The sequence below is a fragment of the Shewanella sp. SM20 genome (genome assembly GCF_025654545.1).
Classification (GTDB): domain Bacteria; phylum Pseudomonadota; class Gammaproteobacteria; order Enterobacterales; family Shewanellaceae; genus Shewanella; species Shewanella oncorhynchi.
In genome coordinates, this window is record NZ_JAKKRK010000009.1 from 33,107 (window position 1) to 51,452 (window position 18,346).

Genomic DNA, 18,346 nt, shown 5'->3' on the forward strand with positions numbered 1-18,346 from the left:
AAAGCCGCAGACACTGAGTGCGTGCGGCTTATCTCAAGTTATTAAGCCAACTGACTAAATTCTGACAAAAATATTGCGGCGATACATCCAATATAAAACCAGCCACTGCACCGCAAGCAAGCTGATAACCGCAGCTAACGCTTGAGCGCTTTCAGGCAAGGCCAGCACTAAGCCGCCAAACACGCTTTGAGCGATATATTTCCAATCCACTAAGCTCGACGCTAAGTAAATAATGATGGCGTTCGTGCCTATCACCACGAAGAAAAATGCGGATTTTTGCCACTTAAGCACATCGACTAAGGCATAGAATACCGCCAGCAGAATCATGTTCCAGCCTGACGTCACCAGCACAAATGAACTGGTCCACAGCTCTTTATTGACCGGAATAACAAGATCTAACAGCCAACCTAAGGCTAAGAAAATGCCACCCGCAGCGGCGAGCAATCCCACTTTAGCCCACTCACCTTTAGGATGGGATTTAACAATAAAGTGGCCGACAAACACACCCGCTAACGCATTGACGATGGCGGGAATAGTCGACAGTAACCCCTCTGGATCGGGCGTGCGTCCCTGATAGCTCACGCCGGGTAATAAAATCGAATCGACATAGGCATTGATGGATTTCGTTGGCGAGAGCACGCCTGCCTGTCCACCAGGGAAAGGCAACCAAAGTTGCATTGCGCCATAACCGAGCAAAATGCCCAAGGCGACGATAATTTGGGTTCGTAGACTCGTGTGCCACACCAATAATGCGGCAAAAAACCATGCAAAGGCGATTCGACCTAACACACTGGCATAGCGAATTTTTTCAGGATCGGCAGGCGCGCCAGTTCCCCAACCGTGATTGTATAAAATGCCTAGTAACAGCAATAAAAAGAGTCGTTTAATCCCATGACGATACACAGGTAATCGCTCCTTCATAGGTAATTTATCTAAACGTTTAGGGGATAAACCTAAGGCCACACCAGAGAGGAAAATAAACAGCGGAAAAATCAAATCGTAGAAGTGAAAACCATGCCATTGGCTATGGTGCATTTGTTCATCGCCCCATTGCCAACCTGCCCAGCCCGTTAGAATAAGCAAGCCACCAAACAAAGCCTCACCGCCCAAAATCCAAAACATATCGAAGCCGCGCAGTGCATCCAGCGACATCAACCTAGGTTTATTCACCTTTACTGGCGCAATTGCATTTGTCTGTGTCGTCCCCATGCCATCATCCTTTATTATTGTTATTAAAAGCTTTTAGTAAAGTTGAGCAAAACTAATGCTGTACAATAAAAAAACTTAGCCCCTGTCATCAAAATACGACAAGGGCCAAGGTTAACGCTTTGCTGACTCAACGCACACTAAGGGCGAACATAAACTGCATTTCCAGCAATGTAGTTTGCCTGCACTTTGTTCTGCGCATCGAGCAAGACAAAGTCAGCCCTGTGTCCCAGTGCTAAACGGCCAGCCTTATGGTCAATCCCAAGGAATTGCGCGGGATATAACGCCGCCATTCTTAAGGCTTCCGCCAAAGGTAAACCCAACAAGTTGACGGTATTATTGACCGCAGTTGCCATATCGAGCACACAGCCCGCCAGCTCACCTGTCACGGCATTTAATCTGTCACCGACTCGCAGCACTCGAGTACCAAAGAGCTCGAAGCTGGTCTCATCGTCCATACCGACAGGTGGCATAGCATCAGTGACTAACATCATCTTGCCCCTTGGTTTTGCCCTTAGTGCAACCTTTGCCGCCGCAGGGTGCACATGGTGACCATCGACAATCAAACCACACCACGCAGTTTCACTCTCAATCGCCGCGCCAACCATGCCCGGCTCACGGGAGCCCAGTGGTGACATCGCATTATAAAGATGGGTAAAGCCCGTCGCGCCTGCCGCTAATGCTGCAACTACAGTGTCGTAGTCGGCATTAGAATGGCCCAAACACACCTTCACGCCCGAAGCGACAAGCGTGCGGATCACCTCCGGCGACACATTTTCAGGCGCAAGCGTGACCACTTTAAGCCCCAAATCTTGACGACAAAATACCGCGAGTTCAGCATCGGTGATTTCGCGAATAAAACCCTGCGGATGCACACCTTTTTTAGGCACAGATAAATGCGGCCCTTCAAAATGCACCCCTAAAACGCCAGCGCTACCTTTGACTAAAGCCTCGGCCACTGCATCGGCTGCATTTGCCATCACGCTAACATCATCTGTGATTAGCGTAGGTAAAAATCCGGTCGTACCAAAACGCGCATGGGCACGGCCGATAGTCTCAATACAATTAACACTCGGATCGGCATTGAATAACGCCCCGCCGCCACCGTTCACTTGCACATCGATAAAACCTGGCACCAGCGTTCCGGCTTGGCGGATGTCCTTCGCGCCAACAACCGTATCAAACGCCAGAATGTGCCCGTCTTCAACAGTCACAGGCACATCTTGATGGAAATATTCACCATCGAAAATACACTCGGCGATCAGGGTGATTTTCATCGCAAACCTCTTTCAATAAATAACACGAGTGACTTAAGTCTTTAATTTCGGCAGCTTAGAGCGTTTGCGTCACTTTTTTAAGGCCCGCCGGTTGGTCAGGGTCGATACCGCGGGCAATCGCAACCGCAGCCACATCGATATAGAATCGTTGTAATAATGCTAACGGAGCAACACGTGGGTGAATGTCAGTCGAGGTTTGATTCAGATGCACTAAATCGGCGCCGCGTTGGCTCACGTTTTCAATCTGTTCTATGTGGCTAGCGTAGGATTCATCGCCAATACACACATCAACGATAGTGAGTTTTTTCTCAACTAAGGTCACAGGACCGTGGAGGAACTCGGCGCTACTGAATGCTTCGGCATGGATTGAACACACTTCTTTTAACTTAAGCGCGATTTCCTTAGATACCGCATAACCTAAACCACGGCCAAGTACGACTAAGTTCTTCACGTCGGCAACGGATTCTGGCGTGAGTTGTGGCTCAGCGTCCACCGCCGTTTGCAGCGCTTGGGGTAAAGAAGCGACGGCGCTAGCAAGCGATTCGCTTTGAGTCCAAGCGGCGGCGAGCTGTAAAATCGCCGACAAGGTCGCGAGGTAACTCTTAGTCGCGGCAACCGCTTTTTCTTCGCCGGCACGTAAAGGCACAACAACATCGACGATATCTTTAATCGGTGCGGTTTCATCATTGACTAAGGCAACACAAAAAGCGCCGGCATTTTTTGCCATACGCGCCTGCGCCAAAATATCAGGGCTACGGCCAGATTGTGAAATCACAATCACTAACGCACCTTCGAGTTTCAAGGTCTTACCATACACACTCGCCACTGATGGTGCTGCAGCAAACGTCGGTACGCCCGCTTCGATTTCAAATAAGTACTTAGCAAAAACACCCGCATGATCCGATGAACCACGACCAACGATCATTACAAAACGGGGGGCGAAGGCGCGCAGTTTTTCACCTAACTGCTGCATGATTTCAGCGTTAGCGTCTAACTGGCCAGCGATTTTTTGCGGTGCGGTGCGAGCTTCTTGCTCCATAATAGTGTTTGTCATGTCTTTTACCTTCACGTTCAAATACAGGATTTGGCTTCAGTGCCTATTTGCACTGATAACGACTTATTAAATTCTTGCTGGGCGAAATACATAGCACCGAGTTCGGGTGGGGCTAAGGTTTCTGAAATTTTGGCGACCACATCGGCACCGAGCCAGGCTTGTAAAGGCTCTGCAAGGCCACCGATCATCGAAAAACGCACCGGATTTAGGCTAAATAGCTTACGCGCCATGTCGCTAATATAATCTGCGCCCTCTTGCACTATCGCCGTCGCGACCGCGTCACCTTCACTGGCGCAATCGAGCACACTTCTGGCTAATGCGGCGTAGCAACTTGATGATTTACCCGCTAGATTTTCGACAATACCGAGCGCATCGGTGACCTTAAAGTAGCTCAGCAGCATGTCGGTTAATCGGGTTGGTACGGCAAAGCCATCGAGTGCTAACAACACGTGTTCGGCGGCTTTTAATCCAAGCCAAGCACCGCTGCCCTTATCACCTAATGCAAAACCATAACCGCCAATACTCAAGCTGGTATCACCAACATGGGCATAACCGCAAGAACCTGTGCCCGTGATGATCACAGCGCCATCGGCACCGCGGTGTGCACCAATACAAGCGGTATGCAGATCTGTGGTGACATACATGGCCGCAAAAGGATGCTGCCAGTTGATAACATCTTGATATAACCTAGGGACATTTACGCCAGCAAGACCAAGACCCGCCACCAGCAAGTGACTATCGCTCTCGTTCATGCCCGCATCCAGCAACGCCAGGCGAGTCGATGCTTCAATGGATTCAAATGTTTGTGTGAGACCATGCAGTGGATTTGCACGTCCTGCAACACCTGTCCCTAAAACGGTACCCTCTGCTGAGTAGATGGTGGCTCGGCATTTACTACCACCTCCATCTACACCTATAAACAGTGGTTGATCTTTTGTCTGGACTAACCCCATGACACCCCTCTTCACCTATCAATGCAGCGCTACCGTTGCTTATTATTTGCCGTTAATACAGCGCTCAACTTTAGTTAACTCAATGTTACAGCAAAAATGACAGCGTTGTCATTTACTTTTTAAGGCAATTCTTCATCTAAAATAAAATTTCGGAAATCACTGACACAGAAAAACAAAAAAGCTGTATTTTATCTTTAAAATACAGCCAGATATAAAAATGATTTAGTTAACAATTAAACTTCGGCCTTTACGAATACCATCGGCCGCAATGGCGCGGATCTCAATCGGTGCAGTAACCGCCAATCCCGCTTGATAAGCTTGCCATTGCCCATTGAGGCTTCGGTATTCGAGTTTAAGCCCGGGATAGGCAATATTGGCAAACAGTTTTCCGTCACGGATCTCGGCGCCGACCGTCGGTACGCGATAATCAATCCCCGCTTTATCAAGCTTGATAAACTCTTTGTGGCCCAAGGTATTCGAAAGTTGTTGCCACTCCTTTGCCTGTGCATCACGCATGGCTAAGGTAAAAGCCCCCGAGCTTTGGTTATACACAGCGCCTTGATACTGATAGGGCACTTCCCATTCGGCTTGATGCCAAGCCCGCTCTGCCAGCATCAACAAACGCGGGAACACCATGTATTCAATCGTATCGTCACTGCGAATCGACTCACTCCAAACCTGCCCTTGCAAGCCAGTAAAGGGTTTGCCTTTCTCCCTTGGACCCGAGACTTTGTTACCCGCCTCATCAAGTTTTATTCTGTCATCCGCTTCGAATGGCTGATTTTCAATATCGGTCCATTGCTCGGCGTTAGCGGCTAAATTATCAGGCATAAAGCTAAAGACTTTATGGCTATTGGTCGCGCGGCTCGCCCAGTAATAGCCATGCTCTTTAGGATCGGCCTCATAGGGGAAGTCAAAGTACAATACCTCAGGATTAGAAAGTACGGTTTCCCAGCCGAGATTCGCCTGCTGATTGGCGCGCGAATGACCTTTGTGGGCAATCACATCCCAAATATTAGACTGCACCTTAGCGGGCATATTTTCAGGGCGAACATGGCTCATACCATCGCTCCATCCTGCTGCTTCAATGCCTTTTGCCGCTAACATAGTCGAAATTCGTTCAATAAAATAAGCGCCTAAGTCATCTATCGACTTAACGCCTTTATCGTTATTGGCGACAAATGCTAAACACTGCGGAGATTGTTTCCAAGCTCCCGCCGTTTCATCGGCACCAATGTGGTAACGCGTCAATGGTTGACCCGCGGCTTGGTGTAACTTGGCAATTTCATCAATCACTTTATCGACAAAGTGATAAGTCGATTCCATGCATACGTTAAGCGTGTTGTCGTCGTAATATTGCACTGAAGAATAAACTGTTTTGTCGTTTGCATCGGATAACAAATATTGCTCAGCTGCAGTGGTTTTCCCTTCAGCTTGCAATTGACGAGCGCCCGCATCTAACGCTTTTACCGCTGTGCTAGCTTGATTTTCCGTTTCCTGCACAGGAACAACCTGCACTTTGCCCGTGTTTTTAAGCTCTACGTCTTCAGCCTGTAATCGACGAAAACGCGCATCCATCGCTTTAATCGCGGCGCGGCTATGACCCGGCATATCCATCGATGGGATCACTTGAATTTGACGCGCCTCGGCATATTTCACTATGTCGATATAGTCCTGTTTGGTGTAGTAGCCATTGACGCTAGTATCGCCAAACGGCCCACTGCCTAACTGCGGTAATAGGCAGCTATTTTCATCTAAATCATGGCAACGTTTACTGCCGATGTCGGTCAACTCAGGTAGCCCGTCGATTTCGAGTCGCCAACCTTCATCGTCAGCCATGTGTAAATGCAGTTTATTGAGCTTATATGCCGCCATTTGGTCGAGTAAATCCAGCAACAATTGTTTACTGTGGAAATTGCGTGCTACATCAATGTGCATACCACGGAACGGATAACGTGGGCTGTCTTCAATGGTCATAGCATTCACTTTCAGCGAATTCACATCCACAAGGCTTGCTAATGATGACAAACCGTAAGAGAAGCCCGCCGCATCATTAGCAGTAATCACAATTTCAGTTGGCTGAATATCTAAGCGATAACTGCCCTCATTCCCTTTTTGGCTGGCAAATTTCACGATAATGCCACTCGCAGATTCAGCCACACCCAGGCGAGCTAAACGTGCCACAGCCGCCGCAACTTGACTCTTTTGCTCAGGGTTATCTTGCTGATATTCGAGCTTAATACCACCAGCAAGGGATACTGGTGTATCGGTTGAATGGATCTTCACCTTTTGTGGCGTTGGGATAATGGTATCCACAGCCAAGGCGGCATCTTCACTCACGCTTTGATTAGCTTTAAATAATTGCGCGGCATCGGCTGGTGCGAGTTTATCTGTTTCAGTGCGTTGATATTGGGTTTGAAAATTCGTAACCCCTTCAACATACGGACGCGTCTCTAAACCCGTTTCAGCATCTTTACCCACCTGAGTGCTGGCGATAATGACGGGTTCTAATCCTTTTGCTGCGAGGTAATAGTTTGGCATAGCGTCGGTTTCAGCCAATTGCCACGGCTCACCACGGAACGTCAATTGCTTTTTCTCGCCCTTAACAAACCCCTTAAAAGCAGCCGTTGGCGTAATACGATGTAAATCGCCTTTAACGTGCGTTATCGTCAATTCACCGCTTTCAACCGATTGCACAGGGCGCATTTGGCTTAAATAAATTTCCCAATCTTGGCTGGCTAAATCCATACCGGGCACGAAATCAATTTGAGCGACAAAACAGCGACCATCGGCTTTATCTTTTAGGCACTTATCGTCTGGCACATTGGTCACAACACGGTAAGTTACGACTAACGAATCCCCGAGTTGTTGTAACTGCGCTTGAGTTAATGCGTCCTGAGCTTGCTGCGCTTGAGTTAATGCGTCCTGAGCTTGCTGTGTTTGAGCCACAGCCTTATCGGCTGACGCTGCGGAAGGCGTCACAGGCGCCTCGGAACAGGCCGCTAATCCTAAAGCCAGTAAAATGGCGCTTGCTGAAAGTGTTTTTTTCATGATTATCCTTATCTAGCTCCAGAAATGGCTACAATCTGAAGGAAGTTACTAACGTCCGCAGTCTTTCCCCTTGGTGAAACAGTCGCTCGCTCGAGTGCGCTAAGTGCTCGCTATCGAGTGAGGCTGAACCTGAGACATTGGCAAGATCATTTAACGTACGAGAAATCGCTTCGGTGACGCAGGTTTGCTCCTGTGCCGCATGGGAAACTTCGATGTTCATATTACTGATATTTGAGACTAAATCAGTCACTTTAGTAAGCACTAACTTAATTTCTTCTGAGCGGTTAACGCCCTGAGTTGAGAGTGCTTGGCTCGCTTTCATCACAGTGACAGTTTCAGCCACTCGGTTCTGGACCTGCTGGATCATTTTCTGGATCTCACCAGTTGCCTGTTGGGTTCGGCTCGCCAGCGTACGCACTTCGTCGGCCACCACAGCAAAACCGCGCCCTTGTTCACCCGCCCTTGCCGCTTCAATGGCAGCATTAAGCGCCAGTAAGTTGGTTTGTTCGGCAATACTGTTGATGACTACAACGACTTCATCAATCTTTTGCGTTTCTTGCTGTAACTGTGAGACGGACAATGCCGAGCGGGCTAATTCAGATGCCAGTTTACGAGTAATGTCTAATCCCGAATCGAACTGCCGCTGGCTGTCATCGACCGCTTTATCGGCCTGACTCGCCGCATCCGCGGTGCGTTTCGCATTAATGGCGACTTCATTGGCACTGGCGCTCAGCTGAGTTACAGCCGTCACTGCCGCCTCGGTTTCTTTTAATTGGGTTTGCACACGATCATTGTTGGTTTGCGACAGAGACCCCAGCACTTTGGCATCGCCCAGTAATTGCCCTGAGGTTTCGTGCACTCTGGAAATCGTGCCGTGAATTTGCTCAACAAAACCATTAAATGCCTTGGCAAGCTGACCAATCTCATCCTGACTCTCGACGGGTAATCTGTGGCATAAATCACCGTCACCGCTGGCAATTTCTTCCATAGCACGGACCACATTCCCAAGTGGATTAATCACTAAACGTTTAAGAATAATGAAGATAACAATTAAACTGCCACCGAGAATTAACAACGCCTGCAAGAAATAACCTAAGAGTAAATCTGACAACTGAGCGCGAATAGGTAACATAGAAAACTGAATGACCAATTGGCCCGTTGGGTTACCTTGCTCAGCAAATTGAATTTCACGTTTCACTAGATACTCATCGGCCACTGTTTGAGCCTGTTGACTCTCGGCTAATACTTTACCGCGATGGTCACTCACGACAATATGATAAATTTGCGCAGATTTAAGCATCACAGACAACACGGCTTGGATTTGTTCATAGTCGTAGGTGAAGATGGGCTGCGCCATGGTCACTTGTAAATTGGCGACGGTATTTTCTTCAAACTCAGTTTCACTGGCAGCCAATTTATCGCTCGCCAACCAGTAAGATGCACCGAACAGAACGCTAACAATCATAAAAATTGCTGCCGCTAATCCAATCTGTACTTTTAAGGCTAATGTTTTCATTATTTTGCACCTTGCATACTAAAAAGATCTAACCATAATTCTGTGCGTTCTATTGGTGTTAATGGACTTAAATCAGGTGTATCAAGACGGATAATCACCCGTTGTTCAAACTTAGCCTCACAGTACAGTTGCTCAATTTTAAGCTCGCGATTAAACATCTCATCAAAAGAGCCGTCGCTTACCATACTTTCAAGCCCGGCTAAAATGGCCGCAGCAAGTTCGGGGCGCTTAGGGGAAACAAAGAAATAAGCTGGCGAGCGATATTGCAGTAGGATATGGCTATCGACCTTAAGTGCGGGATCGGGGTGATTTGCGAGTTCTTCGCCAATTTCCTGAGCGCCGAGGGCAAGATAATCGAAACGCCCGCCTTCTAACATGGAGTATAAATTGGTGTACTGATAGCTAGTGACGACGGGTAATCCATTGGCTTCTAAAATCGTGGCATCGGGCCAATAACGATTTTGCCCCGCCTTTAACTGCCTAAAATCCGCCATGGTTTTCACATTAGCAAATCGTGCCTCATCCGATTTACGGATAATCAGCAGCCGATTACCAAGTAACCCTTTAAACAATGGAATGCGCACGGGAAGCACAGTTTCTTCCAATTCTTTTGAGGTCATGCTCCAAAACACGTCGACTGTCCCAGCGAGTGCTTCTTCAACCTTGCGCTTTTGATTCATTTGAGTCGACATTTCTTGCGCTTGATAACCCGAATCCGAGCGCCGCAGTGCTTCATCAAGTAACTTTAGCAACCATTCCTGCTGTATCGCGGTGGTGATTGTTTTTGAAACCTGTGCAGACGATTTAGACACATCAGAATTTAAAGCTAAATTATTTGTGGCTGTGTCGGCAGCAAATACAGCAAAAGAGGAAAATGCCGAAAAAAACGCTAATGCCATTATAAACAGGGGGATGCAAACCGTTCTTCTTGTCATGATGCGTGCGGTGACATGAGCAATGACACGCATCGCAGCCGTTAAATGAATCGCCATAAATTGCAGCCTCTTTTATTATCTGGTTTATACCAGTGAGTTTTATTTATCTATGCCGCTAACGTTCAAGTGCTGAGGTAGGCAATTGAGTAATACCGTAAAAACATCCTAAAAAAATGGCTGGGCACTGCTTACAGTACCCAGCCCACGCTAGTTTCTGGGGAGAGACTATCAAAATATCAAAGACAAACGTATCGCCGCCCGACAGCAATACTCCTGCCAAACACATGATAAGGAGACCTCATCCTCTCATGCAGACCTTACAAACAACGCGTCACACAAGCAGATGACAGCGTTGTCATTATTAAAGTACACAAGAAAGAACAGGATTTCTACATTTTTTTGACAATTATTGTTATTTTTTATGAATAGACATAATTAATGCTATTTTTTCATATACTTAAAATGTTTAATTTATTTATTCAAGCTTATGTGACAACGCTGTCTTTCATTGATAACATAGCGATAACATGACAAAGATCACGGTAGCTATTGATGAATCCCATTAACACACTTGTGCCCAATAATACCCAGCCTGCTCCGCGCTTAAATCGGTATTACCTAAACCTCAGTTTGGTATTGCTACTCTGTGGAACTTGGTTATTTTGGGCGAGCCATTTTCATTCGCTATTTGATCTTATCCAAGAATATGGACGCTTCGTTTTTCTAGGCATCACAGGAGCGATATTTGCAAACTCGACTGGAGCTGGCGGTGGAGTCATCTTTATTCCGGTATTTTCGAGCCTCAACTTTAGTGAGTCTCAAAGTGTCTCGACTTCATTTATGATCCAATGCTTTGGCATGACCGCAGGCGCGATTTCATGGTCACTGCATTATAAAAAGCACCACCGAGAAGATGATGCATGGTCTGGTTTTGTAAAAGCATCATTACTTGCAGCCTTCTTTTCTGTCTTAGGTTTCTGGAGTAGCCAATTACTACAACTCAATTCGCCCTCTTCGCTACACACCAGCTTTAGCATTTTCTCGATAGTGCTTGGTATCGCCATCATTATCAGTAGCAAAAGTAGCACACAAATCACTCGCTCTATAATGCCGGTCGATTTTCTTTGGCTCGCTCTCATTGGCTATTTCGGCGGTATTATCACAGCTTGGTTATCGGTAGGCGTCGGTGAATTAGTCGTCATTTATCTCATGATAAGGGGACTATGCGCCAAAATGTCGGTCGCCACTGGCGTTGTTGTTTCTGCGATTACAGTCTGGTCAGCAAGCCCTATCCATATTTTTTCAACAAATAGCCATGCCCTCTTTGAGCTAGTGTTATTCGCAGGCCCTGGCGCCATTATCGGAGGATTACTCGCTCGTAAATTAGCACTCTTTCTCCCAGTAAAAGTATTAAAACACTTTTTCTCCATTTGGATCATTTTGACGGGTAGCGTCATGTTGGCGAGTTAATAGGAAACATTAAGATGAATAATTCTCCGCTAAAAAGTATCACGATTGTCGGTGGCGGTAGCACAGGCTGGATGACGGCTCTCTACTTGAGTAAGTTATATAACCACTCATCTAATATCATAGATATTAGACTTATCGAAAGTAAAGAAATTGGTATTATTGGCGTTGGCGAAGCTACAGTTCATAGTCTACGATTCTTCTTTGCAGCTATGGGATTAGATGAAAATGAACTACTTAAAGAAACTAACGCAACATTAAAGACTGGCATCTTATTTCGTAACTGGATGAAACCAGTCGATGGCAAAATTCATGAGTATTTCCATCCATTTGAGCAACAAAAACCATCTGGAAAAGTTGATAATGCAAGTGCTTGGATTTTAAATAATCAGATTAATGAATCAAACAGCACTTCCTTTGCTGAAGCAACAAGCCTTTCATTTAGCTTAATGCAAAATAACTTAAGCCCTAAAACGCAATACTTGAATCAATATCAAGGTATTGTCCCCTATGGTTACCACTTAGACGCGACACTTATGGCGACCTTTTTAAAGCGCAAAGCCACCCAAGCAGGGGTAGATCATGTTGAAGCAAATGTAACGGACGTTCTGGTTAATGATGGCAACATCATAGAGGTTGTAACTGACCAAGGCTCATTCAAGAGTGACATATTTATCGACTGTACAGGCTTTAAAGGGCTTTTAATTCAAAGCCTAAAGAATGATAACTGGCAATCATTCGAAACCGAATTACCTTGCAATAAAGCCGTTGCAATGCAGCGGGAATATCTGCCTCACCAGCTACCAAGAGCCTATACGACAGCAACAGCACTTAGTCATGGTTGGGCTTGGGAAATTGACCTAACGAATCGTCAAGGAACGGGTTATGTCTACGATGGACATAGTCTAACGAGGGAGCAAGCTGAGGCTGAATTAAAAGCTTATCTTGGCGATGAACAAGAGATCATAAGAACTGTTCACTTAGATATGAAGATAGGTTGTAGACGTGAATTTTGGGTTGGAAATTGTATTGCAATGGGGCTCGCAGGTGGATTTATTGAACCCTTAGAATCGACAGGCTTGCATCTTATAAACTTAGGAGCAAGATTGCTAGCGACGCATTTAACTTCATCTAATCCCTCCCTAGCGATAAGGACGTCATATAATATCGCAATGAACGGATTGTATACCGATCTTAGACAATTTATCGTACTTCATTACTGTTTAACTGATAGAGATGATAATGAATTCTGGCAAAAAGCTGCACAAAGCTCAGCATTCATACCTGCTCTAGAACAAAAAATGACACTATGGAAAGACAAGGTTTGTGAGTATGTCGATCTTGCCAATGGATATAGTTCAGTTTTTACAGATGAGAATTATCGCTACGTACTTTATGGTATGCAGCATATTCCTGAAATCCATATACCTTGTCCAAAAAATGAAATATCAAGAATACTCGACAACTTAAAAACACAACAGTTTAGAGCAAAAGAGCAATCTTTATCACATCAAGAATTCTTAGCGAAAATTAAAAATATTTAAAATCATAAAGAGCAAGATTAAAAATCTTGCTCTACTTACCATTTAATTCAACCATTAATTAAGTTGGATGCCATACAACTTAATACGTTCAATTAACTCTCTATGGGGTAATAATTGCGATTTGAGTAATGTAACCTGCTTGCCTAATTTCTCGGTCATTACCGTGAAAAGCCTTTCCTCTTCATCATTTAATTTCCTCTCTAATTTTGACTCAAAGTCTGAGCCATAGAGTACATATAAATAATTTTCTAAATTGAAAAATTCTAGCGTAGAAGTAAAGTCATAGGCAGTCGGTATGTGATAGCGCCACAATTCTAAATGTTCTTTTAATGTGTCTGGAATACTTATTTCATTTTTATTATCAACCCAAAATGGCGTATCCATTCGTTTGGCTATGACATAATGAAGTTTAATAAAATCAATCACCCGATTCCAAGCATTCAATACTCGCTGATTATAACGATTAGCCACAAGTGGCATAACGTCAGTATTAGCAGGAAAACATTCAGCTAACATTCTGGCTGTCGCATCAAACATAAGCAGACCAGTCGCTTCTAAAGGTTCAACAAAACCACTCGACAAACCAATCGCAACACAGTTACCTTGCCACGATTTCTCTCTATACCCCACCTTCATCGGTATGTGTCGAAACGAGACTTGTTCTGCTTTACCAAGATATTCCCGCAATACACTCTCAGCTTGCTCTATTGATGAATATTGACTGGAATACACATAACCAACACCACGACGTTCAGACAAACCGATATCCCATATCCAGCCAGCCTCTTGTGCTGTTGATTTAGTGAAACAAGGGATAGGCGTATATTTATCTTCATAAGGAAGCTGCACAACTAATGCTGAGTCGACAAACAAAATGTCACTCTTATCAACGAAGGGAACGTTACATGCGCTGCCAATGAGTTGAGCACTAAATCCAGTACAATCAACATACAAGTCCGCATTCAATACACCAGCATTATCAGTATGTAACTCTAAGATATGTCCCTGAGCGTCTATTTTTGTATCAATGACTTCTGCAAGAAGATGTTTAACGCCTAACTGTTCAACACCAAATTTGGTCAACATCTTGGTAAACTTTGCAGCATCGAGATGATACGCGTAATGCATAGCACCTCGATATTGAGGCTGTGTCATCACTTTAGGTCCAAGTCCCGCATCAATCAAATGACCTTGAACTGACACAAGATCAGCGTAGCGGCCTCTATCTGAAAGAGATTTATTAAGCCACGTTGAAGTAACGTCTTTAAAGTAGGGATAATCAAATAAATGGTGATAGTACTCCCCTGAATTGGGTTTATTCCAATCAATGAATTTAACACTCTGCTTAAATGTTACATCACAGCAACGAATAAACTCATCTTCTCGAATACCAAAATACTTTAATGTTTCGCGTAACATAGGCACTGTCCCTTCACCAACGCCTATAGTAGGAATGTTCGGGGACTCAACTAACATAACTTGTATTTTAGGTGTTCTAGCATTCAACTTTTTAGCTAAATGACAGGCAGAAATCCAACCTGCAGTTCCGCCACCAACAATGACGACACTCTTTATATTTTTTATTGAAGTCATGACCTATGCCTGCTGATTACTTAAACGCTCAACTCGATTTCTTCTTTCGCTAGGCGATTAATTTGATGTAATGAGTTCAAATGGCTGTAAATTGGCGCTAAAAGGCCTCGTTGCTTGATATCTAAGAACTCATCTGAGCTGAGTTGATTTAACTTAGCTTCATCGATGAAATAGATACCATTTATGCCGCGTTTTTCGCCTTTGATGTCAACGGTAAGACTTTGGGGAGAAAATAATTCTTTTTGAGCAAAAAATGCAATAATTGCCTTACTCATTTGCTCTTGTTCGAAGTTTTTTATAATACTGTCTTTACGCAATCTTAAAAACGCAGTTTCCTCTCCTCCTTCAAACAATGCATTTCCCTTATCAGTGCTCACATGAGCGCTTTCTTCTCGTATCCCCACCCATACTTTATCCTGCTGTTCAGTACTCAACATTAAACCAAACGGATAGTTTTTAAGTATATTTGGAATATACAGCCCTAACCATTTGCCATCTTTTTGCTTCAAATTCTGTCCAGGTTTTAATCCAAGCATAATTACGGACTGATATTCTCCTGTTTCACTATTTTTAACAAAAACAACAGGAGCATCTACAGCAGCAAAGGCAAACTCATAAATTGAAATGGGTAGTAAGTGTTGCGCAGCAACATGTTCATAAGTGGTAGGAGTCACTTTCAGGTGCGCATGTTTTGCTGAGTCAAGTGGGGTGATTGAATTAGTCATATGAGCTCCTTGAGGGCTTCTTCTGATTGAATATTATTGAGATATGAAAAAGGGAGCAAGCTCCCTTTTTCATTTATACCTGAGTTAAACCGAGATTAGAATCGTACGCTAGCGCCTAATGTAATTCGGCGGGCCATGTTGTATTCAAATACAGGGAAGCCATCCGTAAAACCACTTAGATTAGATTGGAACTGATTGTTACCAAACTGACGTGAACCTTCTTCTAACAGGTTATTACCATCAAGTTTAATATCCATATAATCAGTAACATGCCAAATTGCACTCAAATCCAAACTACCAAATGCATCGTGTAAACGATTACCGTATGAACCAGTTTCACGGATCATATATTCACTACGCCAGTTATATGCTAAACGAACTTGGAACAAATCGTTTTCAAAATAACCAGTTAAGTTATATGAGTGCTTTGAACTATCGCTTAAGAACGGGTTGCGATCTGTATATGTATTTGGGCTAGTTTCACTATCAGTATAAGTGTAGTTAACAATTGAGCCAAAGCCGTTCCCAAAGTCTTGTTGATATTGCAGCTCTAAACCTTGGATTGTCGCAGATTCGCCATTGGCTTTCTCTTGCACAGTCCAACCACCAGCAACTTCATCAGGTTTTAACGTGCCAGTAAATGGGATATCGGCGCTATCTGCATGGTACTCACTAAAGGTTACGAAGTTTTTAACATCCTTCATAAATAAAGCCGCAGAAAGTAATGACTCTTCATTGAAATACCATTCAATGCCTAAGTCTATTTGATTAGCAATAAATGGTTTTAACCCGATATTGCCAACAACCCATTTTTGGTTATTAGGCACATCATCATTTGCACCTAAAACGTTAGGGTTAACATACATGTCATCATACTGTGGACGAGCCATAACTCGAGCCGCTGATGCGCGCAATATGAGATCTGGTGCTAAGTCGAATGCTACGTTTAAGCTTGGTAACCATTCCCCATAATTAGCTGAAGCATCGGTTTTCTTACCATCAACATAGTACGTTGAGGTCGCTTCAGTACCCGCATAACGCACACCAAAGTTACCGCGTACACCTTCTGATGCAAAGTTAGCCATCACATAAGCAGCATAGTTATCTTCATCAATTTCACGGTATGAACCAAAATCTTCAGTCTCACCGATGATGCTCGATTTAGCCCAATCTTTTAGTGCATCTGGATCAAAACGAATAATATCGTATTCACTTGTTCCTACAGCAAAAGTACCAGTATTTAAGCCTGCTGTTGATATGACGGGATTAAAGTCATCGGCTTGTACAAAGTCAAAACGGCGACTCGTTGTATTATGCTTCGCATATTTCAGACCCGTTTTAATGGCATTAACCACACCTAGATCTACATCAAACTTAATATCTGCTTGAATATAAGTTTCATCATCTGTTTTTGGTGTTTTATTAAAGTTACTGCCAGTACCCATTGCAAGCGAACCTGGATCATAAGTGGCTGTATCAAAACCATTTAAATCCCAAGTTTGATGACCATTGGTAAAGTCATAAGTCGCACCATTTAATGCTGTACCACCCAGACCATCTTCAACAACCATTTCAAAATCGGTACCACCAGTAGAACTTGTATCACCGATTTGAGTCGTAAACTGGTATCCATCACCGCTATATTCCATCTTCAAGTCGAAAACTTGAGACTTCATTGTCGCTTCACGAGGGCGAGCTTGCCAATATGCTAAGTTAACAGGGCCTGCAACTTGAGAACCTGACTGTGATGCATCTGGCTTATCACCACCACATAAACCGCAGCCACCAATCCATTCCGTGTTATCCCAAGCACCAGAACCTGGAGCCCCTGACCATGAAGTGTCAGCTTGCGTAAACCATAATGCGTAGTTGGTGTTGTCCGCGGCCATTTGCATGTCCATCGCGTTAAACACAAAGTTTAATGAATCAGACGGGGCATACTGGAATGTTGCAGCAATAGCTGAACGTTCGCGCTCTTGTTCAAATGCGACAGGGCCAGCACCCCATTCCCAAAAAGCTTCATCACCTTGACGCTGCAAGCTACGATTTTGCATAACGCCAGAAACTAATACACCAAAAGTTTCATCATCATTCTTCCAGCTACCTAAGCCTGAAAATTGTGGATCTGTTTCACCCGAATCGCTTTGATATTGAGCTTCAGCAGAAGCAAAGAAAGTCATTGAATCCATATCCAATGGCTTACGGGTATTAACTACAACAGTACCACCCACACCACCTTCAGCTAAGTCCGCTTGAGATGATTTATAGACTTCTAAGTTACCAACTAATTCAGATGGTAATAATTCATAGTTAAATGAACGTTTTGCAGGCTCAAGAACAAACCAACCTGTTGAAGCTACGTTTTGTCCATTCAGAGTTGTCAAAGTCAGATCTTGACCCGCACCACGAATTGAAACACCCGCGCCTTCACCAAATTGACGCTGGATCGTGACACCAGGAATACGTTGCAGAGATTCTGCAACGTTTTTATCCGGAAATTTGCCAATGTCTTCAGCAGTAATCGCATCCACAGTACTGTCTGAGAAGCGTTTAGCATTTAAGTTAGCTTGCTGGGAAGCGCGAATACCGCGAACTTCAATTTTTTCAATATTTTCAGGTGCTGCGGTGGTTGCCACGGCGTCTGCAGCAACAGCGCTGATGGATACAGCACTGCCGAGTAGGATAGCAATATTTGTAGCTAGTACAGTTTTCTTAAAGGTTGATGGTCGCATCTCGTTTCCCTTCCATAACTTTATTATCGTTTTAGTATTCATAACCATTCCCTGAGGAATGACAACGCTGTCATGTCTAGTGCAAACATTACACAATAATTAACAGCCTTGCCACAACAAAATAACGATGGAAGCAAAAAAATGTCATAAAGCAGAATGTTGAATCAGTATTTTTATTAAAAATCATTATAAAACATGAGCTTTAATATTATGACGTAAACTTACAACTCCAAGCATAATTGTAACAATGATAAATTAACGCCAATTTGTAACAATTCAGGATTGCTAAGCAC

General features: G+C 44.3%; 12 protein-coding genes. 2 read left to right on the top strand and 10 right to left on the bottom strand.

Features of this window, described 5'->3' with window-relative positions; all coding sequences use genetic code 11:
* Window positions 1-54: 54 nt before the first annotated feature.
* The 7 genes from nagX to L5M18_RS05740 all read right to left on the bottom strand — a co-directional run bounded on the left by nagX (window position 55) and on the right by L5M18_RS05740 (window position 10,049).
* Complete coding sequence (nagX, locus tag L5M18_RS05710; RefSeq protein ID WP_263196185.1) at window positions 55-1,209, bottom strand: transmembrane glucosamine N-acetyltransferase NagX; 1,155 nt, start codon at window positions 1,207-1,209, stop codon at window positions 55-57.
* Window positions 1,210-1,346: 137 nt separating this feature from the next.
* Window positions 1,347-2,483: an N-acetylglucosamine-6-phosphate deacetylase gene (nagA, locus tag L5M18_RS05715; RefSeq protein WP_263196186.1), complete on the bottom strand. Its 1,137-nt coding sequence runs from the start codon at window positions 2,481-2,483 to the stop codon at window positions 1,347-1,349.
* Window positions 2,484-2,538: 55 nt separating this feature from the next.
* Window positions 2,539-3,537: a glucosamine-6-phosphate deaminase NagB-II gene (nagB-II, locus tag L5M18_RS05720; RefSeq protein WP_259513229.1), complete on the bottom strand. Its 999-nt coding sequence runs from the start codon at window positions 3,535-3,537 to the stop codon at window positions 2,539-2,541.
* A gap of 17 nt (window positions 3,538-3,554) precedes the next feature.
* Complete coding sequence (nagK, locus tag L5M18_RS05725; RefSeq protein WP_263196187.1) at window positions 3,555-4,490, bottom strand: N-acetylglucosamine kinase; 936 nt, start codon at window positions 4,488-4,490, stop codon at window positions 3,555-3,557.
* A gap of 222 nt (window positions 4,491-4,712) precedes the next feature.
* Complete coding sequence (locus tag L5M18_RS05730) at window positions 4,713-7,541, bottom strand: family 20 glycosylhydrolase (RefSeq protein WP_263196188.1); 2,829 nt, start codon at window positions 7,539-7,541, stop codon at window positions 4,713-4,715.
* A gap of 28 nt (window positions 7,542-7,569) precedes the next feature.
* Window positions 7,570-9,057, bottom strand: coding sequence for a methyl-accepting chemotaxis protein (locus tag L5M18_RS05735; protein WP_263196189.1), 1,488 nt, complete (start codon window positions 9,055-9,057; stop codon window positions 7,570-7,572).
* The gene (locus L5M18_RS05740; protein ID WP_263196190.1) at window positions 9,057-10,049 is read right to left on the bottom strand and encodes a substrate-binding periplasmic protein; all 993 of its coding nucleotides are present in this window, start codon (window positions 10,047-10,049) and stop codon (window positions 9,057-9,059) included. Before L5M18_RS05740 ends, L5M18_RS05735 begins: the two co-directional genes overlap by 1 nt.
* A gap of 495 nt (window positions 10,050-10,544) precedes the next feature.
* Here L5M18_RS05740 and L5M18_RS05745 point away from each other — a divergent pair, with 495 nt between their 5' ends.
* Together L5M18_RS05745 and L5M18_RS05750 are read left to right on the top strand one after the other, a co-directional pair.
* Window positions 10,545-11,462, top strand: coding sequence for a sulfite exporter TauE/SafE family protein (locus tag L5M18_RS05745; protein WP_263196191.1), 918 nt, complete (start codon window positions 10,545-10,547; stop codon window positions 11,460-11,462).
* 14 nt (window positions 11,463-11,476) lie between these two features.
* A complete protein-coding gene (locus tag L5M18_RS05750) occupies window positions 11,477-13,003 on the top strand; it encodes a tryptophan halogenase family protein (protein ID WP_263196192.1) in 1,527 nt (508 codons plus the stop codon).
* Between the two features lie 54 nt (window positions 13,004-13,057).
* On the opposite strand, the gene L5M18_RS05755 is transcribed toward L5M18_RS05750, so the two are convergent.
* From L5M18_RS05755 to L5M18_RS05765, 3 genes are all read right to left on the bottom strand, one after another.
* Window positions 13,058-14,596 (bottom strand): tryptophan halogenase family protein, encoded by a 1,539-nt coding sequence (locus L5M18_RS05755; RefSeq protein ID WP_263169573.1) that lies wholly within the window; start codon window positions 14,594-14,596, stop codon window positions 13,058-13,060.
* Window positions 14,597-14,616: 20 nt separating this feature from the next.
* Window positions 14,617-15,321, bottom strand: a complete 705-nt coding sequence (locus L5M18_RS05760) for a SapC family protein (RefSeq protein WP_198573932.1) — start codon at window positions 15,319-15,321, stop codon at window positions 14,617-14,619.
* Between the two features lie 95 nt (window positions 15,322-15,416).
* The gene (locus L5M18_RS05765; protein ID WP_198573931.1) at window positions 15,417-18,095 is read right to left on the bottom strand and encodes a TonB-dependent receptor; all 2,679 of its coding nucleotides are present in this window, start codon (window positions 18,093-18,095) and stop codon (window positions 15,417-15,419) included.
* Window positions 18,096-18,346 lie beyond the last annotated feature (251 nt).